Source organism: Streptomyces sp. ISL-87 (assembly GCF_018614095.1).
Classification (GTDB): domain Bacteria; phylum Actinomycetota; class Actinomycetes; order Streptomycetales; family Streptomycetaceae; genus Streptomyces.
In genome coordinates, this window is sequence record NZ_JAGGOY010000082.1 from 1 (window position 1) to 24154 (window position 24154).

The following is a 24154-nucleotide window of genomic DNA, read 5'->3' on the forward strand; positions in this document are numbered from 1 at the left end:
CAGGTCATTTTCAAGAGAGCCGCTGGGCAACCGACTGAGCAGCGCGGGAATCTGTCGCCGAGGGCGCTGAGGGCTGGCGCCGGGCCGGCCTTCACGGAAGTGCGGTCAGAACCAGATGGCCCCTCCGGCCAACTATGCGCTCAGGGCACCATAAGCGCCCCAAAGGGGGCGTTTCCCGGCCCTGCTGTTGCGCTAGGCACCCTTTCGGCTGCTCCATGCGGGCGGGCTGAGGGCTGCTTCTGGACACGCGCCCCATTTCCGGCCGCCCAATCAATGCACCTGCACCTAACGGCACCGTGCCGGATACGACGCATGGTCATCGGCCGCCACCTGCTGGGGCCGGAGACGCGCTGACGGCCGGCCGTGCGGGCCACGGCAGCGCAGCGGACGCGGGCCTGCCCGTCGGCTGGTGCCGGTGAACGGGCCCGCGCCGTCTCTCATCGCGGACTGGCCGCCGGGCGGCCGCGGGACTCAGATCATGTTCTTGTAGATGTTCCAGCCGGTGCCGAACTTCACCCGGGCGGTGAAGGTCGCGGTGCCGGCGTTGCCCGTTGAGGTGTACAGGTACATGTCGCCGTTCGGGAGGCGGGCGAGCACATCGCCCTTGCTGTCGCCGTCGATGTCACCCGGCACGACCAGCATGTCGTACACGTTCCAGCCGGTGGCGACCTGCTCCCGGGCGGCGAATGGCGCGGTGGACGTTCCCGTGCCCTTGTAGAGGAACAGCCGGCCGGAGGTGTCCCGGGCGAGCACGTCGGGCCGCCCGTCGCCGGAGTAGTCGCCGGCGCCGACGAGCGCGTTGTAGGCGTTCCAGCCGGTGCCGACCTTGATCCGCGCGCCGAGCTTGGTGTACACCGCGCCGTCGCCGGGGTGCAGCCACAGGACGCCGGCGGAGTCGCGGCTGAGCAGGTCGCCCTTGCCGTCGCCGGTGAGGTCACCGGGGCCGACCATCAGGTTGTAGTTCCACGTCGTGCTGACCTTCTGGCCGCGGATGTACAGGTCGCTGCCGATGTTCTGCACGTAGCTGGCGTGGTTGTGGCTGTTGAGCGCGGTGGCGTACGTGTTGCGGGACCCGGGCGTCTCGGTGCCGGCGTTGGTCGGCGGCGACAGGTAGGCGCCGTTAGCCAGGGCGTAGTACTTGGCCAGGGTGTTGTTGGTCTGGGTCATGAGGTTCTGACCCTTGCCGTAGAGCTGCGTGGTGCCCGCGCCGACGATGAACTTGTTGCGTTCATAGCCACTGCCGAAGTACGCGGGTGCGGCGAACCGGCCTCCGCCGATCGACTTGTAGTAGTACTGCAAGCCGTCGCGGTTGCGGGCGAGCAGGTCGCTCATGCCGTCGCCGTCGACATCGTCCGGCCCGCTGATCACGTTGTACGTGTTCCAGCCGGTGCCGACCTTGACGCGGGCCTTGAGCGGGGCGGTGGCGCTGCCGGATCCCTTGTGGAACCACAGCTCGCCGGTCAGGGTGCGGGTGAGGACGTCGCCGATGCCGTCGCCGTCGACGTCGCTGGCGCCGACGAGCTGATCGTAGATCCCCCAGCCGGAGCCGACCTTGGCCCGCGTGTTGAAGGGCTTGCTGACCGTTCCGGTCCCCGTGTAGAGCCACAGGTCGCCGGCGTGGTCGCGGGCCAGCAGGTCGGGGTGGCGGTCTCCGGTGATGTCCCCGGTGGCGATGAGGCGGTTGTACTTCTGCCAGCCGCCGCCGGACCACAGGGGTGCCGAAGTGGACGTCAGGCCGGCCTCGTAGAGCGTGAGGACGCCGTCGAAGGAGAGGGAGAGCAGCTCGGGCTTGGTCGTGCCGCCCACATCGCCCACCGGCAGCAGGTCCTTGAACGAGGCCTCGGGGTCGGTCTTGTAGATCGCGTAGTCGCTCCAGGCCGAGATCGACGACAGGTAGACGCCCGTGCTCTGGTCGTACTCCATGGTGATCATGTCGCTGAGGCCGTCGCCGTCGACGTCATGCCGCGGCGGGGCCGCGGCAGCCACCCGCGCGAGGGGCGTGGCGCGGCCGGGCATGACGACGGTCGGGTGCCCGCCGTCGCGGCGCGGCGCGGCATCGGAGGCCGACTCCGGTGCCGGGGCGGCCGCGGGCCGCGCGAGGGCGGAGGCGGGTGCTAGGGGCTGCGGGGCGGCGGTGCTCGGGGCGGCCGAGAAAGCGCCGGCGGCCAGGGCGAGTACGCCCCCGGCGGCCAGTGCGCGCAGTCGTCCGCGGTGCGATGAAGTCAAGATCCCCCCTGAGGATCGAGCCGGGGCATGCCCGGACACGTCTTGCTGTGTGCTCGAAAGACACGCATCCATGCGTGAACGGTTCCCCCTTGCGTCCGTGCGGCGTACGCCGTGCCACTGACAACGCATGGGGTCGCCTCGCATCGACTCCCTTTCCCAGATGCCCAGTTGGCGTGCCGAGGCGATCGGTTCGTGCTGGTCGGGGGGGCGGTCCCATGGACATATGGGGAACGTCGAGTGGAACGGTTCGTGGCGCACCGCCCTCCGAAAGCTGGGTGACATCGGCTTTGGGATGTCCGTAGGGGGCTCGACGGCCTGCGTCCCCCTTCAGCCGTAGTCGTCACGGAAGCGCGGTCAGAACCCTGTAGTTGGCCCCTCTGAGCGTTCTAGTTGGCCCGCAGAGCGACGATGTCCGCCTCCGCCTGTAGTGATTTCGGGAAATCCCTGTGCGGGCCATCCCGGGTCTGCTGTGCTGGCGGCATGGAGTCGGCAGCCGAGCAACGAGATCCCGGGGCCCAGCCCGTGTGGTCGCACCCGCGCGGCACATCCGTACGGCGGCTGACTATCGAGGACGCGCCGGCGCTGGCCGGGCTCGGACCCCGACGTCCTGGATCCACGCCACCTGGGGCGGCCCGTGTGGTCTCGCCGCCTCCGGCGCCGCCTGGGATGCCTTCCGCCGGGGCCGGCTGCTCGCGCTGGCGTGCACGTACGTCCTCGGGAGCCGGTACAAAGACGTCGCGGCCCTCGCGGACTCCGGCCACCGGCTCCGGCACCCGGCCCTGGCCTGCGTGACCGCGCTCTGTGAGGACATCCCCGCCCGCGGCCGCGTCCCGAGCTGGTCCTGCTCACGCGCCGACCGCCCGAGCCGCCTGCTCGCCTGGCGGGCCGGCTTCCGTCTGCACCGCGAGTACGTGCACTACGCGACGGGAGGCGTGCGCCCGACCGCCCGCGGCTGAAAGAGATTGACCGGAAGTCGACGTATCACGCCTGGTTTTTTACGGCTCTTGGCGGACGTAGCCCGGTCCGGTCTCGGTCCGGTGCCGGTCGCCATCGAAGGAGAATCGGTGCGTTCGAGAAGCAAGCTGTCCACCCTGACCGCCGTGTGCGTGAGTGCCCTCACGGTCGGGGCCCTGGCCCAGCCCGCGCTGGCCGACGGCTCGGTCGACCCGGCCCAGGAGAACTGCAACGCGGCGAGCGCCGTGGCGCCGGGCTCCTACGGCACCGGAAGCCTGACGTGGTGCATCATCGCGGCGCAGCAGAGCGGGCAGGTCAAGAAGCTGGCGCGGGAGAACTTCGTCAAGGGTCTGCTCGACATGCTGACGAACCACACCGGCGGCCAGTACAACATCATGATCTTCGACACCAAGGGCAAGAACGCCTTCGGCGACCCGTGGTTCGTCCACCACTACCGGGAGAACCTGCAGAACGTCGCGTTCCAGACGGACGTGGAGTACAACGACGAGACCTCGCGCGAGGACCAGACCTACCGGATCTGGATCTTCTCCGGCGGCGGCAGCTTCACCAACGAGGGCGACGGCGGCTGGGGCAACTGGGCCTTCTACGGCCTGTGGGACCGCAGCGGATCCACCGTGAACTTCCGCCCCACGATGGAGGACCGAGTGGTTCCCGGGGTCCCCAACCCGAGCACCCCTTTCCCCGGCGACACGCCCGTCACACCGGGCGTCCCCGCCCACCCCGGCCCCCGCCCCGGCTTCCGCGCCGACACCGCGGCGACCGAGCCCGCGAGCTCCGGCCGTCCGCCGATCGGGACCCCCGTGTTCCTGAAGACCGCCAACAACCTGGCGGCCGTCGCGACGAGCGCCGCTGCCGGCTCGACCGTGGTCGCCGGGAAGCCGGGCGACGCGAACTCCCGGTGGACCTTCACGGACGCGGGCGGCGGCCGCTACCGGATCACCAACGGCCTCGGACCGGACCTCACCGAGAACACGGGCATCTACTTCGCCAACGTCGCCTCCTGGAAGGGCGGTTCGACACAGAAGTGGGAGGCCGTCCACGTCAACGGCGACACCTACCGGATCCGGATCAGCGACCAGGACTGCCTGACCTACGACGAGGACTACAAGAAGCTCGGCGTGTGGACCTGCGACGGCTCCAAGGCCCAGCAGTGGACGATCGCCCGCTGACCTCCTGAAGGGCCTGGACACCCGTAAGCGGGCCATGACCTGGGTGAATGCGGGTGCGTCACCGGCCTGTCCGGGCGTGATGACGAAGGCCAGAGGTCGGCAGTGACTGTCGGCGGCGAGGTAGATCTTGGTGGTCAGTCCGCCGCCGGACCGTCCGAGGGCATGGTCGGCCGACTCGCCTGCCGGGGCCCCTTTTGACGGGCCCCGGCAGCGTGCTGGTGGGCACGGACGACGGTTGAGTCGACCGCGACGACCCAGTCCAGGTCACCTTCGGCGTCGGCCTGAGTAAGCAGGGCTGTGAAACTCCGTTCCCAGGTGCCATCGGCAGCCCAGACCCGCAGCCGGTTGTGGGCGCCCTTCCGCGACCCGAACCGCTCAGGCAGGTCCATGCACGCGTCCCGGTGCGGTACTTGAACGCGATCGCGTCGATCACCTGCCGGTGATCACGCCAACGCCCGCCCTGCCGAGGCATCCGATCAGGCAACAACGGCTCGATCCGCGCCCACTGCGCATCATTCAACGACACACATCCTGGACGAACTCGGTTCCAGGGGCGAGCTGGACTGGTCCCGGTGCGCGGTCGACTCGGTGAACATGCGGGCCAACCTGCGGCCAGGGGGCCGGCTCGAATCTGTCGATCGGGGCAAGAACGGGTCGGAAATCCACTTGCTCACCGAACGTACCGGTCTGCCTCTGTCCCTCGCGATCTCGGGCGCGAACGTCCACGACAGCCACGCCCTGATCCCAAGTAGAAGCCATCCCGCCGATCCGCTCGCGCCGAGGTCCCGGCGAGACGGTGGGTACCGCGTCGGGGCCGCCGCTGTTCAGCTGCGTCACGGCGTCCCTCCATCCATCGAATCCTTCCGGCCGATGTCGCTGGCGAGCGCCGGGCCGGGGGCGGGCACGACCGGACAGGAACCGGCGGGCGGTCGCGCCCCGGCGTCGCCCGAGGCATCCGGCCGGGGCCGAGGATCGGGCATCTGCCGCAGGGCGCGCAGCGGCGAACGGGCCAGGACCACGAGCGGCACCACGAGCAGACAGGTGCCGACTGTCAGGGCGGGCCACACTCCAGCCCACGTGCCGTGTCCGCCGGCCAGCAGCGCGCCCAGCGGCCTGGCCCCCGAGGTCAGCCAGGTGCTCACGGCCTGCATCCGGGCCTGCATGCGGGACTCGGTGATGATCTGCCGGACCGAGCGCTGGGTGGTGCCTGCCGCCCCGGCACACGCCAGCTGCAGAAACAGCGCGCCGCCGATCACGATCTCCCAGCTGAGCCCCGGGGACGCAAGCAGCAACGGGACCTGGGTGAGCGGCGTGAGGGCGAGCGCGCCGAGCATCATCGGCCCGGGCCCATACCGCCGCACGACGGCCGGCGCGGACAGCGCGCCGGCGGCCGCACCCAGGGCGCCGAGCCCCAGGACCACTCCGAAGGCGGTCGCGCTCATCTCCAGACCCCGCAGCAGGTAGAGCGCCCACAGCGTGTTGAGCAGCGCCAAGGCGAACGACGTGGTGGCGTTGACCCAGGTGAGCACGCTCAGCCGTTGGTCGGCGTGCACGTACCGCAGGCCCTCGGCGATCTCCGTTCGCAGCGGGCGCTTCTCGGCGGGTGCCGGGGTGGTCTCGCGGGATTGGATCCGGGCGGTGCACCAGGCGCTGACTAGGTAGGAGCCCACGTCACCGAGCAACGCGCGAGCCGGACCGAGCAGCGCGGTCAGCGCGGCACCGAGGTTGCTGCCGCCGGTCGCGGCGATCGCGAACAGCGCGCCCACCCGGCTGTTACTCCGCTGGATCAGCGACCGGTCGGAAGTCACGGTGCCGCCACAACGACGCAGCGGCGGTCGGGGTGTCAGGAGCGGCGGTCACGAGGCACCCCCTCGACTTCCTCCAGGCACTCCGGGGGCACACCCAGGGCAAGGCGCCGGGACCTTCTGCTCCGGAGTGACCGCATTCAGGGCCTCGACGCGTCCGGTGCCCAGCAGCTTCGAGAGCTGAGCCTCCGCGGGCCCGCGCCCATACGTCACCACCCCAGTCGGGTCTGAGGCGTCAGGCACAGGGCACCCGGAGGGATCCCGGCTTCCTCCGCCACCTCGCGCAGCGCCGCGGCGAGCAGAGTGCGGTCCCCGGGTTCCACATGGCCGCCCGGTGCGAGCAGCAGGCCGCCGGTGGCCCGGTGCCGGATGTGCAGTACGCGGCGATCGCCGCCGATGACGACCGCGCTGCAGGTGACGTGCCCGGGGAGCGTTTTCCGGCCGGTCGCGTCGACGGGGCGTTCCAGAGCGTCAAGCAGTCCGGCCAAAGCGTCGCGCTCGTTCGGGTGCCGGGCGAGATAGGTCTCGACGGTCTTGCGGATACCGGAGGGGCTGGGCGGCACGGACGTCTCCTCGCCTTCGCTGGGGGTGATGTACTCAGGGCCGGGGCTCTGCATGCTGGTTGCGCGCGTCACCGCGCCTCCTCGTGGTCGGACGGCGAGGTACTGCGCGGGCCGGGCACCGTGTCGGCCGCGGGAGCGAGCCCGTCCAGGTTCGAGGGCTGATCGCGGGCGCCGTCCGGCTGGACCGGGATGACCGGGTCGAAGGCGCGGGCCTGAACCAAGTAGGCGGTCCGAAATTCCCCGCTCGGAGACCGCTCCTCGTCCATCAGCTCGGAGAAGGTCCCGGACTCGGCGACCTGCCCGTCCTTCATGACGTGGATGACGTCGGCGTGACGCACGGAATGCAGCCTGTGGGTGATCAGCACAATCGTCTTGCCGGTCGCGGCCAAAGCCCGGATCTGATCGAACACCCGCTGCTCCGCGACCGCGTCGAGGGCACTCGTGGGCTCGTCGACCACCAGGATCTCTGCCGTCCTGAACAGCCTGTACAGGGCTCGTGCGATGCCCACGAGCTGCCATTGCCCGCCGGAGATCTGGTGTCCGCCGCGGTATCCGCGTGCGAGCAGGGTGCGGCGGCCGCGCGGGAGGCCGGCCAGGACCTTGCCCGCTCCCGCGAACTCGGCGGCGGCCTCGACGGCCGTGCCGTCGACGGCATCGTCCGGGTCGCCGATCGCGACGTTGACATCGAAGGTGAACGGCCACCGGAAGAAGGACTGGGACATCAGAGCGACGCGGGAGAAGATCTGCGCCCGGTCGGCGCGGGAGGCGTCCACGTCGTCCCACCGGATGGTGCCGCCGCCCTCGTCGGGCTGGTGCAGGCCCGCGAGGAGTTTGACCAGGGTGGACTTGCCTGAGCCGTTCTCGCCCACCAGCGCGATGACCTTGCCCATCGGCAGGGTCAGGCTGACCTCCCGCAGTGTCGGCTCGATGGCCTCCTTACCACTGGCCGGGTAGGTGAAGGTGACCTTTTCGAAGCGGATCTCCCGGACGTCCTTCGGTAGGTCTTCGCCGGTGGCCGGGATCGCCCGCTGGGCGGCTTCCTCGCAAAGCCTGTTGAAGTCGGCGACGAAAAGGGACTCTTGGTGAAGATCGGTGATCTGCAGGACCAGCGCGTCGAGGCTGGACGCGCCCGTGCGGATCGCCAGGACCGCGGTGCCGGCCACGGCCAGCTCCATCGCCCCGCTCCACAAGAGCAGACCCAAAGCCCCGTAGGTGAGGAGGGACGCGAGCCCGCCGGCGCCGTCAGCGATCAGCCCGATGCGGGCGGCCCGCCGGGCCAGGCGGGTTTGCTCCCGCTCGCTGGTCTCCGCCATCTGCCGGAAGTGCCCCAGCAGGAAGGGGCCCACCGCGTGCACGCGGACCTCGGCCCCCGCCTCCTGCTGAGTGAGGAGCTGCCCGAGCAGGTGCCCGGCACGGGCGTGCTGGACGAAGGTGTGGAAGGAGATGTAGCGCTGCTTGGAGATGGTCAGCGAACTCCACGCGCTCGGCAGCGTCATCACGACAAGGAGCGGTGAGTGAAGCGCCGGTGAGCGGTGGGCCCGGACGTGCCGAAGCACGGCGGCAGCTGGGCCCACGTGCATCCCGATGTCGCGACGAACACGATCGCCGCCAGCACCTCGCGGTCCCCCTACCGACGCCGACCACCACCCTGTGGACGTACCGGCGCCGCCGGCACCACCAACTGGAGCAAGCTCCCACAACTCGTCCGGCACGCGACGCTCCACGATCACCACGCCCGCAGCCCACTCAAGCGCCCGAATGAGATGTCTTCTAAGGGCTGTGCCCGCTGTCCCGTGATCTCCGGTGGATCAGCGCACGGCGTCGGAGCGGTGTACCACGAGGCGGAGGGTCCCCCCCATGCCCGGGCCTATACGGGACAGCCCTTGGGTGGGACCTCCCGGCGGGGCAGCTGTTGGGTGCTTGCCCACTCGGTCATACCCCGACTCGCTCGACCTCGTTGGGGTCGTCCGCACGGCCGACCCGCTCTCAAAGGGTTATCGGATGCGACGACGGTGTCAGCCCTGGCCCGCGCGCCCTACACCTCGACGGTCTCAGCGCGCAGTGGTCCCCAGCACGGTCATGCGATGGGCCAGCAGGTCACCGCACTCGCGAATGCCGGGGACCGGCTCACCGACCGCTCGCGCAGCAACACGATCGCCTGCACGTTGCGGTGGAGCGTGACGAGGCGGTCCACCTCGGCTTGTGTTTCACCGGAGAACCTGTCCCACAATGCGTCGGTCATGGCCCCGTTGAACCTTCAGGGCTGGTCCTAGCCCAAGCGGCCCGGCGTTCGCTCGGCACAGCCACGCGGAGCGTGACTGCGGCCGCTTCGTCCCACGCAGGCTTCCGTCAGCGGCGGTCGACGTCGTGAAGGCCGGACGTCGGTCGGCCTCGCTGCCGTGTACCTCCAGGACTCCGCCGTCCGCGCCCCGGCTCAGCAGCTGTCGCATCCGGCAGGCACGGCCGACCGGACCCGCCTCCGGGCAGGCGGCGCAAGCCTGCCGGCCGCGTCCCCCGGCGGGGGCGGCGGCAGCAGGGCGTGCGGTCTGCCCGGAGGCGGGGGCTCTTACTTCACCGAGCCCGCCATCACGCCTTGGACGAAGTGCCGTTGGAAGGCGAAGAAGACGATGAGCGGGACCACCAGGGACAGGAACGCACCCGGCGCGAGGACGCCGATGTTGCTTCCGAACTGCCGCATCTGGGACTGCAGCGCGACCGTGAGCGGCTGGGACTCGCTGTCCGCGAAGAGCAGCGCCACGAGCATGTCGTTCCAGACCCAGAGGAACTGGAAGATGGCCAGGCTCGCGATGGCAGGCCGGCCGAGCGGCAGCACGAGCCGGGAGAAGATCCGCCACTCGCTGCCGCCGTCCATCCGGGCGGCTTCGAGCATCTCGCGCGGTATCTCGGCGAAGTAGTTGCGCAGCAGGAAGACCGCGAACGGCAGCCCGTAGGCGACGTGGAAGAGGACGACGCCGGCGATCGTGCCGAACAGTCCCACCGCGCCGAAGAGCTTGGCCACGGGCAGCAGCCCGATCTGCACGGGTACGACCAGCAGTCCGACGACCACCAGGAAGATGCCGTCCCGGCCGGGGAAGTCCAGCCAGGCGAAGGCGTACCCGGCGAGTGCCGCGATGCCGACGACCAGGACGGTGGTGGGAACCGAGATCAGGACGGTGTTCCCGAAGGCAGCCGCGATGCCGGAGTCCTTCAGCAGGGCGCTGTAGTTGTCCAGGGAGAGCTGGGACGGGTCGGTGAGCGCGGTCCACCAGCCGTCGGAGGCGTTGTCCCGCTCGGAGCGCATCGAGGACAGGAACAGGCCCGCCAGCGGGGTAATCCATACAAGGGCGACCAGGATCAGCAGGACCTGGACGACCGAGCTGCCCAGCAGGCGCGACAGCCGGCGCGACAGTCGGCCCCGACGACGCGGGGCCGGGGCGGACGGGGCCGGGACGGGCCGGACCGATGTCGCCTGCCAGGGTGCCCGCCGGGACGCACGCCGCGACGGCCGCCGGGACGCACGCCGCGACGGCCGCCGGGACGGCTGTCGCTCGATGGTGCTGTGGCCGCTCATGCTCCACTCCTTCGGAAACGCCGGATGTTGAAGATCATCGCCGGGACGACCAGCAAGAGGAGCACCACGCTCAGCGCGCTGCCGAGCCCCTGGTCGTTGCCGCCGCCGAAGGAGACCAGCCACATCCGGGTGGCCAGCACGTTGGCCTCTTCCTGGACCGGTCCCGGCGCGATGATGTAGACGAGGTCGAAGACCTTCATCACGTTGATCACCAGGGTCACGAAGACCACCGTGAGCACCGGCGCGAGCAGCGGCACGGTGATCCTGCGGAAGATCTGGCCCTCGCTGGCACCGTCCATCCGCGCGGCCTCCAGCGCGTCGCGCGGGATCGCCGCGAGCCCGGCGCCGATCAGGACCATCGCGAAGCCGGTCCACACCCACAGGTAGGCGCCGATGATGGCGGGGGTCACCAGCGCCGGGCCGAGCCAGTTCACGCCCTGGTAGGGGGCCGCGAAGTTGGCCGCGGGCAGCCGTACGGTGTACTCGCCGTCGGCCAGCCCGGTGAAGCGGAACGAACCGTCGTCGGAGGCGGTTGCGGTCGCCGCCACCCGGCCGTCCCGTACGGCCTCGACCGTCATCCCGGGCAGGCCCTTCTCGCCCGGGTCGACGTTGCCCGGCGTGCCGGCGCCGCCGGGGGCGAAGTCGAGGTAGACGACGCCCCCGATTCCGTCCGCGCCGGGCGTCGCGGCGGCAGCGGCCTTCGCGCCGACGGGCATTGCGTCCGGTGCCACCCCGACGAGGCCGAGGCTGACCGAACCGCCGGGGCGTACGGTCTCCCCGGTGCTGTACGGGCCGCCCGCCCTGCCCGTCAGGCCTTGGCCCTCGCGGGCGCGGGCCGTCGGATAGGCGGCAGTGTCGTCGAAGGTGTCGTGGACGCCGACGACGACCGCGTTGAGCACGCCCCGGTTCGGGTCCTGCTCGTAGGTGAGCCGGAAGACGATGCCCGCGGCGAGGAAGGACACGGCCATCGGCAGGAAGAGCACCAGTTTGAACGCGGTCGCCCAGCGTACCTTCTCGGTGAGCACGGCCAGCATCAGTCCGAGTCCGGTCAGCAGGAGAGGGGCGGCGACGACCCAGATGGTGCTGTTGCGGATCGCCTTGAGGGTGGCCGGGTCGTGGATGATCGCCGCATAGTTCCCTGCTCCGACGAAGCGGTCGCCGCTGGCGTCGAAGAGACTGCGGCCGAAGGAGAAGACGACCGGGTAGACGACCAGCGCGCCGAGCAGCAGCAGGGCCGGCAGTACGAAGGCGATCGCGAGGCGGCGTTTCCTTCGCTGGGCCCGGCGCCGCGGGTTCGCCGCGGCGCGGGCGGTCAGGGTGTCAGCGGTCAGGGTCTCAGCCATGGCGGGCCGCCTCAGTTCCCGTACGCCTTGGCGGCAGCGGCCTCGAGTTCCGCGGCCGTGCCCTGCGGGTTCGACGGGTCGCGCAGGAAGTCCTGGAGGAGCTTCCACTCGCCCGCACCCTTGGTGCCGCCGAACGAGGCCGGGGCCTGGTCCGACATGTCGAAGCGGACCGAGTTGCCCGCCGCGACCAGCGACTTGGCGGTGCTGCGGGTGGTGTCGTCGCCGTACGAGGCGAGATCGACCTCGGTGTTCGGGGACAGGAAGCCGCCCGCGCCTGCCCAGACCTCGGCCGCCTCGGAGCCGGCCAGGAATTCGAGCAGCTTCATGCCGGCCTTGCTGTTCTTGCCGTCCTTGAGGACGACGGCCGCGTCACCGCCGCTGACGACCGGGGTCGAGCCGCCGTCGACCGCGGGGAACGGGAAGAACTTGGCGTCCTCCCCGAGCTTCTTGCCGAACTGGTCCTTGGCGACTCCGCCGACGAAGTCGCCCTCGTAGACCATGCCCGCCTTGGGCTCGGGGCCGAAGACCTGCTCGACCGAGGAGGGGAAGTCGGTGCTCAGCGCAGTCTGGGCGCCGCCTGCGACGAGCTGCTTGTCCTTGAACAGTTCGCCGAGGGTGGTCAGCGCCTTGACGACACTGTCGTCGGTCCACTTGAGCTTGTGCTGGGCAAGCTGGTCGTACTTCTCCGGCCCGGCCTGCGAGAGGTAGATGTTCTCGAACCAGTCGGTGAGGGTCCAGCCGTCCTCGCCCGGTATGGCGAAGGCCGGGCGGCCGGAGTCGGCGAGGGTGCGGCCGGCCTTCAGCAGGTCGGCGTAGCTCTTGGGCTCGGCGACGCCGGCCTGGGCGAAGGCCTCGGGGGCGTACCAGACGGTCGACTTGTGGGCGGCTTTGAAGTACAGGCCGTAGTACTTGCCGTCGACGGTGCCGTAGTCCTTCCACACCGGGGCGAGGGAGGAGCCGGCCGTCTTGGCGGCCTGGTCGGACAGGGGGAGGAGCCAGCCCTCCTTGGCGAACTGCTGGAGCACGCCCACCTGGGGAACCATCACCACGTCGGGCGCGTTGCCGCCCTCGATCTTGCTTCCGACGAAGGTGGAGACGTTATCGCCGGAGGGGACGAAGACCGTCTTGGCACCGGTCTTCTCGGTGAAGGCATCCAGGACCTTCTTGAAGTTCTTCTGCTCGCTACCGGTCCAGACACCGGCCACGGTCACGGTCTGGCCGCTCAGTTCGCCGCTGCTCGCAGGTCCGGTGGTGCCGCCGCAGGCGGTGGCACCGAGGGTGAGAGCGAGGGCCGCCGACGCGGTGGCCGCGGTCCGCAGGGTCGTCTTGCTGGGTCGTCGCATGATTAAGTCCTTTTCGAGGAGGTCCGGGACTGCGCGGTGGAGCCTGGCTGCACTTGAAGGGGTTTCGCGCGGGAGACGAGGAGGTCAGGGGCCGGAGGCCGGATACGCGTCGGCCTCCGGCGGGTTCACGGGGTCGGGCACTCTGCCGTCCACCAGGCGGCGGTCGCCGCGGGGAGCACACCGTCGGGGCAGGGGCCGCTGGCGAGCAGCGGGGTCCCGGCGACAGGGGCGGGCACCGGCTCCGTGCCGAAGTTGACCGCGCAGAGCAGGCCGTCGCCGCGGGTGATCGTTAGCACCTGCGGGGGCGCGTCCAGCCAGCGCAGGGTGCCCTCGCCGAGCTGCGGGAGGCTGCGCCGCAGGTGGAGGCCTTCGCGGTAGAGGTGCCAGAAGGAACGGGTGTCGGCCAGGGCACGGTCGGTGGCGTGCTCGGCGAACCACTCGGGCTGCGGCAGCCACGGTCTGGCGCCGGCGACGCCCTGGCTGAAACCGAACGGGGAGGCGTGTCCGGACCAGGGCAGCGGCACGCGGCAGCCGTCCCGGATGTGCTTGCGGCTGCCGGTGCGGTGGAAGATCGGGTCGGTGAGGACCTCGTCCGGCAGGTCGAGGACCTCGGGAAGGCCGAGCTCCTCGCCCTGATAGACGTAGGCCGCGCCGGGCAGCGCGAGCATCAGGAGGGCGGCGGCGCGGGCGCGAGCGGCTCCCAGTCCGCTGCCTTCCACGCCGGGCTCGCCCGCGTAGCGGGTGACCGTGCGGACCTGGTCGTGATTGTTGAGCACCCAGGTGACGGTGGAGCCGGTGCCGGCGATGTCGCGTATCGCCTCGGTGATCGTCGAGCGGAAGGCGTCGGCGTTCCAGGGCGCGCTCAGCAGGTCGAAGAAGAACGCCTGGTGCAGTTCGTCGGGGCGGACGTACGCGGCGTGTTCGCGTGCGGTCGGTACGGACACCTCGCCGACCAGCAGTCGCTCGTTGCCGTCCCGGGCGGCGTACTCCTCGCACACTGAGCGCCAGCGGCGCCACACGTCGTGGACCTCGGGCTGGTTCCAGGCCAGCTGGTTGACGGCGTCGCGGGCGCGCTCGTCGGCTCCGGGGTCGTCCGAGTCGGGCAGCTCGGGGTGCTTGAAGAGTCCGGCGGCGACGTCGATGCGGAAGCCGTCGACGCCCCGGTCCAGCCAGAAGCGCAGCACCTGCTCGAAGTCGTCGCCCACGGTCGGGTTGCGCCAGTTCAGGTCGGGCTGCTCGGGCGTGAAGAGGTGCAGGTACCACTCGCCGGGGGTGCCGTCGGGCTCGGTGATCCGGCTCCAGGCGGGACCGCCGAACATGGCGCGCCAGTTGTTGGGCGGCTCGGCCCCGTCCGGTCCGCGGCCGGGGGCGAAGTGGAAACGGGAGCGCGGCGCGCTGCCCGGCCCCGCGGCGAGCGCGTCGCGGAACCACGGGTGCTCGCGCGAGCAGTGGTTGGGGACGATGTCGAGCAGCAGCTTGAGCCCGAGGCGGCGGGCGTCGGCCACCAGCCGGTCGAACTCGGCGAGATCGCCGTAGACGGGGTCGACACCGCAGTAATCGGCGACGTCGTAGCCGTGGTCGTGCTGCGGCGACGGATAGAAGGGGCTGAGCCAGATACCGTCGACGCCGAGCTTCCTCAGGTACGGGAGCCCGGCCCGTACGCCGGCCAGGTCGCCGATGCCGTCCCCGGTGCTGTCGAGGAAGCTGCGGACGTAGACCTGGTAGATCACCGCGTCGCGCCACCAGGGGGCAGATGTGGTGCTGGCGCTGCGGGAGGGATGGCCGGTGTCGGCCGGAAGGGTGCTGAGCATCTCGCGTCGACCTGTTTCTGCTGAATGCGAGAGCGCCCCGGATCGGTGCGCTGTTATGCATGCATGTTAAGTAGCAGCGACTGGAAGATGTCAACGATGTGTCCAGAAACAGTGGAAAGCTGGGGTGGTTTGCGCCGAAGTGTCCAGATGTACGACTAAGGGTCTCTACTTAACATGTAAGTAGAGACCCTTGGGGGAGTGCAGGAGCGCAGGAGCGCAGGAGTGCGATCAGCCCTTGCGGGAGATGGCCCCGAGTTCGCGCGCAAGCCGCGCCGCCGCCTGCTCGGGCGTCTGGCGCAGCGCCATCACGTCCTGCGCCACGGCCTGCACGGCGAGGCTCACCTGGTCGTAGCGCGGACTCTTGGGGCGCGGCACCGCCGACAGCACGCTCTGGCGCAGCGTGGGCAGGTACGGATACGCGCGGATCAGCTCGGGGTCCTCGTACAGCGCCGCGCGCACCGGTGGCAGCGAGCCCTCGGTGAGCACCTGCCGCTGGACCCGTTCACTGGTGAGATAGGAGATCAGATCGGCCGCCGACGCCGGATGCCGTGCATGGCTGCTCACGGCCAGGTTGGAGCCACCCAGCACGCTGGTGCCGGGCCCGTCCGCTCCGGGCAGCGGCACGGCGCCGAACCGGCCCGCGACCTTCGACCCGCTCGCGCCGGCGTCCGCGTACACGTACGGCCAGTTCCGCAGGAAGAGCAGCCGGCCGTCCTGGAACGCCTGCCGCGACTCCTCCTCCTTGTAGCGGAGCGCGTCGCGGGAGATCCAGCCGTCCCGCACACCGTCCGCGAGGAACCGCAGTCCGGCGCGCGCCGCGTCGGAGTCGACCGTCACCCGGTCGCCGTCGTCGCGCAGGATCGAACCGCCCGCCGAGTGCACGGCCTCGGTGACGTTGACGGTGAGCCCTTCGTACGGCAGGAACTGGCCTGCATAGCCGTCCAGTCCGTACTCCGGAGCGATCGTGCGTGCCTGGCGGACCAGCTCGGCCCAGGTGCGCGGCGGTTTCTCGCCTTCCCGGTCCAGGATGTCCTTGCGGTAGTACAGCAGTCCCGCGTTGGTGACGTACGGGACCGCGTACAGCCGGCCGTCGAAGGTCGCGGTGTCGACGACCGGCCGCAGGAAGGTGTCAAGGGGGAAGCGGTCACGCTCGAGCGGGGAGATCCATCCGGCCGCCGCGAACTCGGACGTCCAGGCGACGTCGATGTTCAGTACGTCGAACCGGGCGCGGCCCGATCGCAGTTCGCTGATCATCTGGGCGCGGGTCTCGTCGGCCGAGTCGGGCAGTTCGACGAGCGTGGCGCGCTCGCCGGGATGGGCGGCGTTCCAGTCGTCGAGGAGCGGGGAGAGGTAGTCGGTCAGATCGCCCGCCGTTACGAGCGTCAGTGGGCCGCGGCCCTCGGAGGCCGCGCCCGTGTCGGCGCGGACGCCGAAACCGGCGTACCCCGCCAGTACAACCGCCCCGACCAGGAGAGCTCTACCCGCGGCACGCATCCACCGCATAGATTCCTCCCAGTGCGCGATTCGGCTGCGCCGCCGACCATGGTGGCCTATGTATACCCGTTAGGCATGGGCGATACTAGACGTCCAGGCAGACAAGTCGGGCGACGGCGCCACTCGGTCCGCTGGTGAGTGAACAGTTGACTACGGAGCGGGAAGGAGGGGGAGCCAGTGCGGCTGGCGCTCCTTGCACTCCTCACCCGTAGCCCCGCGCACGGTTACGAGCTGAAGCAGGACCTTGAGAAGCTCCTGGGCGCCGCGTACCCTCAGCCCAACGTCGGCCAGATCTATGTCACCCTCGGCCGGCTGGAGAAGAGCGGCCTGATCGAAGGCGAGGACGTCGAGCAGTCGGGCCGGCCCAACAAGCGCACGTACAGGCTGACGGACGCCGGGCGCGAGGCCGTGCTGGCCTGGTTCGAGGACACCGCTGAGGAGCCCCGGGTACGGGACGAGTTCTTCATGAAGCTCGCACTCGCACCGCAATCGGGTCTGGCCGATCCGGTCGCGCTGATCAACAAGCAGCGGCGGCAGTACCTCAACACCATGCGGGACCTGTCCAAGCTGGCCGCAGCGGAAGACCGCGACAACAAGATCTCCCAACTGCTGATCGAGGGCGCCATGCTGCATCTGCAGGCCGACCTCGACTGGCTGGAACGCTGTCAGGAGGAGCTGGAATGAGCGACGACGCCACCACCGCTCCTGCCGTGCCCATCGTGCCCATCGTGCGCGCTGAGGGCCTGACCAAGACGCACTACGGCGAAGGGATGCCGGTGCATGCCGTGCGCGGGGTGGACCTGTCCGTCCAGCCGGGCGAGTTCGTCGCGGTCACCGGGCCGTCCGGAGCCGGCAAGTCCACGCTGCTGCATCTGATCGGCGGCCTCCAGCGGCCCGACAGCGGGAAGCTGTGGCTCGGCGGCAAGCGGGTCGACGAGTACCGCGAGGCCCGCTGGGCGGTCCTCAGGCGCCGCAGCATCGGCGTCGTCTTCCAGTTCTTCAACCTGGTCTCCAACCTCACCGTCGCCGACAACGTCGAACTGCCCGCCCTGCTCGCCGGCGCCTCCCCGAAGGCCGCCCGTGAATCCCGCGCCGAACTGCTGGCCGAACTCGGCCTCGAAGGCCGCGAGCGGTCGATGCCCGGCGAGCTGTCCGGCGGTGAACAGCAGCGGGTCGCGCTCGCCCGCGCCCTGGTCAACCACCCCACACTGCTGCTCGCCGACGAACCGGCCGGCAGCCTCGACAGCAAGGGCACCCGCGAGGTGCTGCGACTGCTCTCCCGGTTCCACCAGCGCGGCCAGACGATCATCATGGTCACCCATGACGCTCGGATGGCCAGTGCCGCCGACCGCGTCATCAGCTTCTTCGACGGGCGCATAGCCGACGACGCGCAGCTCGGCGCCGACGCGCGCCGCGGGCTGGCGCGCGGCGTCTCCGGCGTACTGGACCTGGAACTGGAACCCAAGGAGTGACTGTGCGGGCCACTCTGCGCTGGGCGCACGCCGACTTCCGCGCACATCGCGGCGAAGCCCTCTTCGTCGTGCTGGCCAGCGCCGGGATCATCGCCTCGCTTCTGCTGGCCGGCGCGCTGTTCAGCTACGCCGCGAACCCCTGGCAGCGGGTCTTCAACCAGTCCCACGGCGCGCACATCTGGCTGCACACCCGCGCCGGGGCGGACACGTCCGCCCTGTCCGGCGTGGACGGGGTCGCAGCCCTCTCCGGGCCCTACCGCACGGCGGCGACGACGGTCGAGTCGCGTGGCGCGCGGGTCGAGGTGACCCTGCGCGCGGCCCCGGTGTCGCCCCCGGAAACGGGGCGGCCGCTCGTCACCGCCGGCAGCTGGCTCGCCCGGCCGGAGGACGGCGCCCGCGACGGCGACGGGGCAGGTGCCGGCACCGGCGCCGTCGTGCTGGAGGCCTCGGTCGCGCGGGCGCTCTGGGCGGAGCCGGGCGACGCGGTACGGGTCACCGGGCCGGACGGCGCCCCGCACGAACTGCAGGTGAGCGGGATCGCCGAGGTGGCCGAGCCCCGCTACCACCCGGGCGGCGGGCCCGGCATCGGCTGGGTGCTCTCCGGCACCCTCGACGAGATCGCCCACGGAGACACCGGGCAGAGCGTGGGCCTGCGCCTGGAGGATCCCGACGACACCGACTTCATCGTCCAGCGCGCCGTGACCGCCCTCGGTGCCGACCGGGTGGCCCAGGTCACCAAGTGGCAGCAGGCACGGGCCGAGGCGGGAGGCGACGACCGGCTCCTCGGGCAGATGTTCGCCGTCTTCGGGCTCGGTGCGCTGCTCTCGGCGGCGCTCGCCGCGTCCGGAGCGATCGGGGCCCGGGTCCGCGCCCAGCTGAGGGACATCGCGATCCTCAAGGCCGTCGGTTTCACCCCCGGCCAGGTGACCCGCGGCTTCCTCGTGCAGCATCTGGCCTTCGCGCTCCTCGGCGTGGCTCTCGGCACGGCGGCGATCGCCCTGCTGGGCGCCCGGCTACCAGGGCGGATCGGGGAGGCGGCGGCGGTGTGGCAGGACCTGCCGGGCCACACCGCGCTGATGATCGGCATACCCTGCGGCGCGGTGCTGCTGATCGCGGCTGCCACCGGGCTCTCGGCCTGGCGGGCCGGACGGGTGCCACCCGTGCCGGTGGCCCGCGCGGCGCTGCCCTCGGCCGCGCCGATGACCGCACTCGGCCGGTGGGCTCTCGGGATACGGGTGCCTCCCGCCCTGGTCCTGGGGTGGCGTGCGGCGTTCCCGCGACGCGGCCGGACGCTCGTACCGGTGGCCCGGCTCGCTCTGCCGCTGGTGCTCATCACGGTCGCGCTCGTCGCGTGGTCGACGCTGGACCAGTTCCGGAGCGAGCCGGCGCGGATGGGACTGCCCGCGGCGCTGACCGTACGGGCCGAACAGCCCGCGGCGTCGTCCGACGCGGAGCTGGAGAAGACCCTCGCGGCGATCCCGGACATCGCCGCGGTCCATCCGGGCGCGGAGATGGCGGCGCTCGTCCCGGGGCAGACCGGCACCATCACACTCCGCGGGCTGGGTACGGCCCGGGACCCGTATCCGTCGAAGGTGGTGGAAGGGCGCGCGGTCGGCGGTCCGGACGAGGCAGTGGCCGGGCAAGGACTGCTCGATCTCCTCAGGGTGCGCGTTGGCGAGTGGGTGCGGATGACCGTCGAGGGACGGCCGCAGATCCTGCACCTCGTCGGCCGCACCATCGAACCCGAATCCGGCGGCCGGGTGATCACCACGACGATCGACGTGCTGCGGGATCGCGATCCGGAGCTACGGCCCGACTTCCACGCACTGGTGCTGCGCAAGGGCGCGGACCCCCGGGCGGTGAGCGCCGCGCTCGCCGTGGCGGCGGGCGGAACGCTGGAGGTCCGGGAGACGCCCAATCCGGTCGACCGGCTGGAACCGGCGCGCGGAGTGATCACCGCCCTGATCGCGGTGCTGGCGCTGATCGGGCTGACCGAACTGCTGACGCTGATCAGCACGGGCGTACGCGACCGGGGCCGGGACCTGCTCGCGCTGAAGGCGATCGGGCTGACGCCCCGGCAGATCGGTTCGATGATCGTGACGGCCGCCGGACTGACCGCGCTGGCATCCGCCGTGGTGGGGACTACGCTGGGCGTGCTGTCCGGCAGTTGGCTGGTCGACATGCAGGGCGCGTCGAGCGGGATCGGCGCGGGCATCGCCCAACTGCCTCCGATGCCGGTGCTGTTGGCAGTGGTCTTCGGGGCGGTGCTGGGTGCGGTGGCGGCGGCGATGGTGCCGGCGACACGGACGGCGCGGCGGAGGCTTGCGGACTCGCTGAGCGAAACGCTCTGACCGCGTTACCTGCCTTTCGCTCCGTACGGGTCCTGCCCGCTCGGTCACTGACCAGTCTTCACGCTCGGGCGGTGGGTGAAGGCGGCTCTGTAGGCGGCCGGGGTCATGCCGATCTGGCGGCTCAGGTGCTGGCGGAGCGACTCCCCGGAGCCGAGGCCGCTGCGGGCGGCCACGTGGTCGACGGTGAGGTTGGTGGCTTCCAGCAACTCACGGGCCCGCAGCAGCCGCTGCTGGAGCAGCCACTGGAACGGGGTCACGCCGGTCTCGGCTGTGAATCGGCGGGTCAGGGTCCGCACACTGACCTTGGCCTGACCGGCCAGGTCGTTCAGAGAGATCGGCTGGTCCAGGTGTTGCAGCGCCCAGGTGCGGGCCGTGTCCAGCGAGGAGTCGGTCGTGGCCGGTAGCGGGGTCTGCACGAACTGCGCCTGCCCGCCGTGGCGCACCGGGGTGACGACGGCGGCGCGGGCCGCCGCGTTGGCTGCGGCCGCGCCGTAGTCGGAGCTGATCAGGTGCAGACACAGGTCGATCCCGGCGGCCGAGCCCGCACCGGTGACGATCCGTCCGTCCTCGGCGAACAGCCGGTCGGCCTCCACGCGCACCGCAGGGAAGGCGCGCTGCAGTTCCTCGGCCAGGGCCCAGTGGGTGGTGGCAGCACGGCCGTCGAGGAGTCCGGCCTGGGCGAGGACGAAGGCGCCGCTGCAGATCGAGGCAATGCGCTTGCCCGCGGCGGCCGCCTCCCGCAAGGCGTCCAGCGCGGCCGGCTCGGCGTGGTGGCGGCTAGCGGTCGAGGGAACGATCACCGTGTCCGCCGCCGCGACCGCCTCAAGGCCGTGTCGGATCACCACCTCGATGCCACCGGAGGCGGCGACCGTGCCGGGCATGGCGGTGCACACCGTCACCTCGTAGCCGGGGCGTCCGCCGAGCTCGGCGGCGCCGAGCAGTGCGGACGGCATGGACAGGTCGAAGGGCTTGACCGCAGGGACGGCCAGGACGGCGACACGATGCATGGCTAGATCCTTGGACTTCGTGGCATTCAGGCCACTGACCCTATCCGGCGGCCGCACGGCAGAGTTGAGCGAGCGGTCGGGCCCACCGCGAACCACGTTCCCCCCTTCAGGGAAACGTTCCACCTCTTGGCGAAAACGGAGACAACGTCATGGCTGAACACGTCGTCATCGGAGCAGGCGCGACGGGGATCGCCACCGCAAGGCAACTGGCCGACAGCGGCAAGCGGGTCCGCCTCATCACCCGCAGCGGCAGCGGCCCGGAGCACCCCGGCATTGAACGGATCGCTCTGGACGCGGGCCGCACTGACGAGCTGGCCGCGGCACTGGCCAGAGCGACCACGGTCTTCAACGCCGCCATGACCGCCTACCACACCTGGCCGGAGACCATGCCGCCGTTGTTCGCGTCCATCCTTGCCGCGACCGAGCGGGCCGGGGCCGATTACGTGATCCTAGGCAACCACTACGGCTACCAGCAGACCACCGGGGCGGTGACCGAGCGCACCCCGATGGCCCCACACACCCGAAAAGGCCGGGTGCGGGCCGAGCTGTGGCGGCAGGCCAAGAATGCCCACGACGAAGGGCGGCTGCGGGTCACCGAAGTGCGAGCCGGCCAGTACCTGGGCCCAGGCGCGGTCTCAGCTTTCACGCTGCTGGTCGCGCCCCGGGTCCTCGACGGCGAACTGGCTCTCGTCCACGGCAACCCCGATGCGGCGCATTCTTTTTCGTACACCGAGGACGTCGCGGCAGCGCTGGTGGCGGTCGGCGCCGACGAGCGGGCCTGGGGGAGGGCCTGGCACGCCCCGGTCATCACCACAACCCTGCGCCAGGCCGCGACCGACCTCGCCGAATTGCACGGAGCGCCCGAACCGCGGTTGGAGCCGCTCACCGAACGGGATATGACGCTCCTGTCCTTCACTGATCCACTGTGGCGGGAGTTCGCCGAGATGAGCTACATGTCCGAGCGTCCGTTCCTCGTGGACGACAGCGACATCCGCGACACCTTCGGGCTTAAGCCCTCAACGCTCCACGAAGCGCTGGCGGCCTGATGCTGCGGTAGGCGGGCCGGGGCTCCCGGCCCGCCTACGCCCGGACGGGTGTCGAAACTGCCGATGAGGCTGACAGAAAGAGGACGCAACACAGCGTCTCGACACCACCTCGGTCAACCCGTTGCGAGGCATGGGAGCACATCCGGATGCTCGTCCAGCTCACCCGTGACTTGCTGGCCTGCCACCAGGCCCGATGACGCCCAGGCCACCGAGCCGCCGCGCGTCGACCCCGCCGGACACGGTTCAGCAGGTCGTTCGCCGCGATCAGGCGGCCGTGCCGAAGCCCTCGGCACATGGCTACCATTTTCTCGCGGGCACCCGAAGCGAGGTCACGATCGGACCGAGATGCCAGCGACCGCCTGGCTCAACGCATGACGCGAACCTAGGTTTGATCATGATCGGAGAGACGCAACCTAACGAGCTCGTTAGTGCTCTGACCGCATAGGTTCACCGGGTTGGCGGTGGCACGGTCCGGACCGTTTGGATGTGAGTCGACATCCGAGGTTCGGGGAGGCGTGGTGGCGGAGCCGGTCAGGGTTCGGGGACTGACGGGGCATGAGGGCCAGGAGTTACAGAGGATTGTGCGTCGGGGCAGTACGAGTTCGGTGCGCTACCGGCGGGCGATGATGCTGCTGGCCTCGGCCGGGATCACCCAGGCCCGGCTCGCGCAGGCCCTGCATGCCACAACCCAGTCCGTGAAGAACTGGGAGGCGGGTCGCAGTGAGCCGCGGCCGCCCCGCCGCCAGGCGTACCAGCGCCTGCTGGACGGCTGGGCGTCGCAATAGGAACTCACCGCCGAACAGCTGCGCCACCTCCAGGACGCCGCCGCACAGATGGCGGACAACGTCCACGCGATCAGGGAGCGGTACCCCGACCGGGACGAACTGGAAGCGGTTCACCAGCGCGTCTCCCCGGCGAAATACCGGGCGGCCTTGCGCAGGATGTCACGCTCTTCCTCCAGCTCGCGGATCTTCTTCCGCGCGGCCGCGAGCTCGGCCTCCAGCGGTGACTGCGGCTGCACGGACTGCTCGGCCCGGCCCTGACCACGGCCGGCCCCTGAGTTGCGTATCCAGTTCCGCAGCGTCTCCAGAACTGGCGCGTGTTGACCAAGCTCCGCACCGATCCCGCCCGCGCCACCCAGCTCCTGCGCGCCCTGCTCGTCCTGACGAACCTCTAGGTCAACCGCTGACAGACGATCTTCTCCGCGGACTCCCGCCCACGACCAGCACGAGTACCCACAGCACCGGTCACACCAGCCCTTTGACCTGCGGCTTCAGGTTGGCGGAGGCTCACTACACGGTCGTGATGCGCACCGTGCGCGCACCGGCCGGTGCGGGGTGCGCCTCCATCGCCTGGCCCAGGGCGACAGCGTTCAACTGGTGCAAGACGTCGACCACGTCCTCGTGGCCCTGGGTGAGGATCTGCGCGGTGAAGCGGATGACCGCGAGGGCGATGCCCGCAGCCGCCTCGGCACCATCCTGCTCGTGCCAGGACCGCAGGGTGCCCAGGAAGCAGATCCCCAGCTCGAACAGGGCGAACGAGGCGTCACACGGCACCTCTTCCTGGTCCTGGCCGGGCAGATTGGTGACCGGGATGACGATGCGCTCCGCGACCTCCAGGAGCAGCGCGGGCATACGCGGCTCGGCAGCGACGAACTCGGCGGCGGCTTCGGTGTCGCCAGCCTCCACCGCCCGGAGGTAGTTGAAGGCGCTCATCACCGCGTGGGGAGTCATCGGGGCGAGCGGCATGGTGGTGGTCTCGGGCATAGGGACTCCTCATGTACGGGCCGCCCCGCTGATCGCGGCAGCTTCGGAACCGATGCTCGGATCGCGGCCCTGTGGACAGAGTCCGGAGCCGACGAGGGAGCACTCGTCCTTCTTCCGGCTGTGGCGTTGATCGATGGTTGGCGGATTTGAGCGGTAGTTGGCGACAAGCCGGTCGGTGACCCTGAGTTACGGTGAGCCGGGACGCGATAGTT

At 70.6% G+C, this 24154-nt stretch carries 19 protein-coding genes and 4 pseudogenes; 8 read left to right on the forward strand and 15 right to left on the reverse strand.

Going from position 1 to position 24154, the window contains the following annotated elements; all coding sequences use genetic code 11:
• Positions 1-471: 471 nt before the first annotated feature.
• Positions 472-2226, reverse strand: a complete 1755-nt coding sequence (locus J7I97_RS28335) for a VCBS repeat-containing protein (RefSeq protein ID WP_214940280.1) — start codon at positions 2224-2226, stop codon at positions 472-474.
• Positions 2227-2750: 524 nt separating this feature from the next.
• Here J7I97_RS28335 and J7I97_RS40040 point away from each other — a divergent pair.
• The gene (locus J7I97_RS40040; protein ID WP_308369432.1) at positions 2751-3182 is read left to right on the forward strand and encodes a GNAT family N-acetyltransferase; all 432 of its coding nucleotides are present in this window, start codon (positions 2751-2753) and stop codon (positions 3180-3182) included.
• 108 nt (positions 3183-3290) lie between these two features.
• On the forward strand, positions 3291-4370 hold the full coding sequence (locus tag J7I97_RS28345; protein ID WP_214940282.1) for an RICIN domain-containing protein: 1080 nt from the start codon (positions 3291-3293) through the stop codon (positions 4368-4370).
• Between the two features lie 12 nt (positions 4371-4382).
• Here the strand turns inward: J7I97_RS28345 and J7I97_RS28350 are convergent.
• A pseudogene (locus J7I97_RS28350) lies at positions 4383-4896 on the reverse strand (IS5 family transposase); the annotation flags it as partial.
• A gap of 2 nt (positions 4897-4898) precedes the next feature.
• Between J7I97_RS28350 and J7I97_RS39005 the strand changes: the two are divergent.
• Positions 4899-5157: pseudogene (locus J7I97_RS39005) on the forward strand (transposase); the annotation flags it as partial.
• Between the two features lie 46 nt (positions 5158-5203).
• Here J7I97_RS39005 and J7I97_RS28355 read toward each other — a convergent pair.
• From J7I97_RS28355 to J7I97_RS28400, 10 genes and pseudogenes are all read right to left on the reverse strand, one after another.
• Complete coding sequence (locus J7I97_RS28355; RefSeq protein WP_308369431.1) at positions 5204-6178, reverse strand: MFS transporter; 975 nt, start codon at positions 6176-6178, stop codon at positions 5204-5206.
• A gap of 206 nt (positions 6179-6384) precedes the next feature.
• Positions 6385-6810, reverse strand: a complete 426-nt coding sequence (locus J7I97_RS28360) for an NUDIX domain-containing protein (RefSeq protein WP_308369430.1) — start codon at positions 6808-6810, stop codon at positions 6385-6387.
• Complete coding sequence (locus J7I97_RS28365) at positions 6807-8234, reverse strand: ATP-binding cassette domain-containing protein (RefSeq protein WP_308369429.1); 1428 nt, start codon at positions 8232-8234, stop codon at positions 6807-6809. Before J7I97_RS28365 ends, J7I97_RS28360 begins: the two co-directional genes overlap by 4 nt.
• A gap of 8 nt (positions 8235-8242) precedes the next feature.
• Positions 8243-8471, reverse strand: a pseudogene (locus J7I97_RS28370) (transposase); the annotation flags it as partial.
• A 344-nt stretch (positions 8472-8815) separates the two neighbouring features.
• Positions 8816-8980: a hypothetical protein gene (locus J7I97_RS28375; RefSeq protein ID WP_214940288.1), complete on the reverse strand. Its 165-nt coding sequence runs from the start codon at positions 8978-8980 to the stop codon at positions 8816-8818.
• A 324-nt stretch (positions 8981-9304) separates the two neighbouring features.
• Positions 9305-10309, reverse strand: a complete 1005-nt coding sequence (locus J7I97_RS28380) for a carbohydrate ABC transporter permease (protein ID WP_214940290.1) — start codon at positions 10307-10309, stop codon at positions 9305-9307.
• Positions 10306-11652 (reverse strand): ABC transporter permease subunit, encoded by a 1347-nt coding sequence (locus J7I97_RS28385; protein ID WP_214940292.1) that lies wholly within the window; start codon positions 11650-11652, stop codon positions 10306-10308. Before J7I97_RS28385 ends, J7I97_RS28380 begins: the two co-directional genes overlap by 4 nt.
• An 11-nt stretch (positions 11653-11663) precedes the next feature.
• Complete coding sequence (locus tag J7I97_RS28390) at positions 11664-12998, reverse strand: ABC transporter substrate-binding protein (RefSeq protein ID WP_214940318.1); 1335 nt, start codon at positions 12996-12998, stop codon at positions 11664-11666.
• Between the two features lie 122 nt (positions 12999-13120).
• Positions 13121-14806: a glycoside hydrolase family 13 protein gene (locus tag J7I97_RS28395; protein ID WP_214940294.1), complete on the reverse strand. Its 1686-nt coding sequence runs from the start codon at positions 14804-14806 to the stop codon at positions 13121-13123.
• A 228-nt stretch (positions 14807-15034) separates the two neighbouring features.
• Entirely contained in the window at positions 15035-16309 is a 1275-nt protein-coding gene (locus J7I97_RS28400) for an ABC transporter substrate-binding protein (protein WP_214940296.1), read from the reverse strand.
• 168 nt (positions 16310-16477) lie between these two features.
• Between J7I97_RS28400 and J7I97_RS28405 the strand changes: the two genes are divergently transcribed.
• Genes J7I97_RS28405 through J7I97_RS28415 form a run of 3 tightly spaced genes read left to right on the forward strand, consistent with a single transcriptional unit; the run spans position 16478 to position 20123 of the window.
• Positions 16478-16984, forward strand: a complete 507-nt coding sequence (locus tag J7I97_RS28405; RefSeq protein WP_214940298.1) for a PadR family transcriptional regulator — start codon at positions 16478-16480, stop codon at positions 16982-16984.
• Positions 16981-17772 carry an ABC transporter ATP-binding protein gene (locus tag J7I97_RS28410; protein ID WP_214940300.1) on the forward strand — a complete coding sequence of 264 codons (792 nt, stop codon included), beginning with the start codon at positions 16981-16983 and terminating at the stop codon, positions 17770-17772. Before J7I97_RS28405 ends, J7I97_RS28410 begins: the two co-directional genes overlap by 4 nt.
• A gap of 2 nt (positions 17773-17774) precedes the next feature.
• Positions 17775-20123: an FtsX-like permease family protein gene (locus J7I97_RS28415; RefSeq protein ID WP_214940303.1), complete on the forward strand. Its 2349-nt coding sequence runs from the start codon at positions 17775-17777 to the stop codon at positions 20121-20123.
• A 44-nt stretch (positions 20124-20167) separates the two neighbouring features.
• Here the strand turns inward: J7I97_RS28415 and J7I97_RS28420 are convergent, their stop codons facing one another.
• Positions 20168-21130, reverse strand: a complete 963-nt coding sequence (locus J7I97_RS28420; protein ID WP_214940306.1) for a GlxA family transcriptional regulator — start codon at positions 21128-21130, stop codon at positions 20168-20170.
• 149 nt (positions 21131-21279) lie between these two features.
• Between J7I97_RS28420 and J7I97_RS28425 the strand changes: the two genes are divergently transcribed.
• Both J7I97_RS28425 and J7I97_RS28430 read left to right on the forward strand, forming a co-directional pair.
• Positions 21280-22176, forward strand: coding sequence for an NAD-dependent epimerase/dehydratase family protein (locus J7I97_RS28425; RefSeq protein ID WP_214940308.1), 897 nt, complete (start codon positions 21280-21282; stop codon positions 22174-22176).
• Positions 22177-22694: 518 nt separating this feature from the next.
• A pseudogene (locus J7I97_RS28430) lies at positions 22695-22874 on the forward strand (IS630 family transposase); the annotation flags it as partial.
• A 197-nt stretch (positions 22875-23071) separates the two neighbouring features.
• Here J7I97_RS28430 and J7I97_RS39685 read toward each other — a convergent pair.
• On the reverse strand, positions 23072-23197 hold the full coding sequence (locus J7I97_RS39685; RefSeq protein WP_285441199.1) for a hypothetical protein: 126 nt from the start codon (positions 23195-23197) through the stop codon (positions 23072-23074).
• A gap of 271 nt (positions 23198-23468) precedes the next feature.
• Positions 23469-23942 (reverse strand): hypothetical protein, encoded by a 474-nt coding sequence (locus tag J7I97_RS28440; RefSeq protein ID WP_214940311.1) that lies wholly within the window; start codon positions 23940-23942, stop codon positions 23469-23471.
• Between the last annotated feature and the right edge of the window lie 212 nt (positions 23943-24154).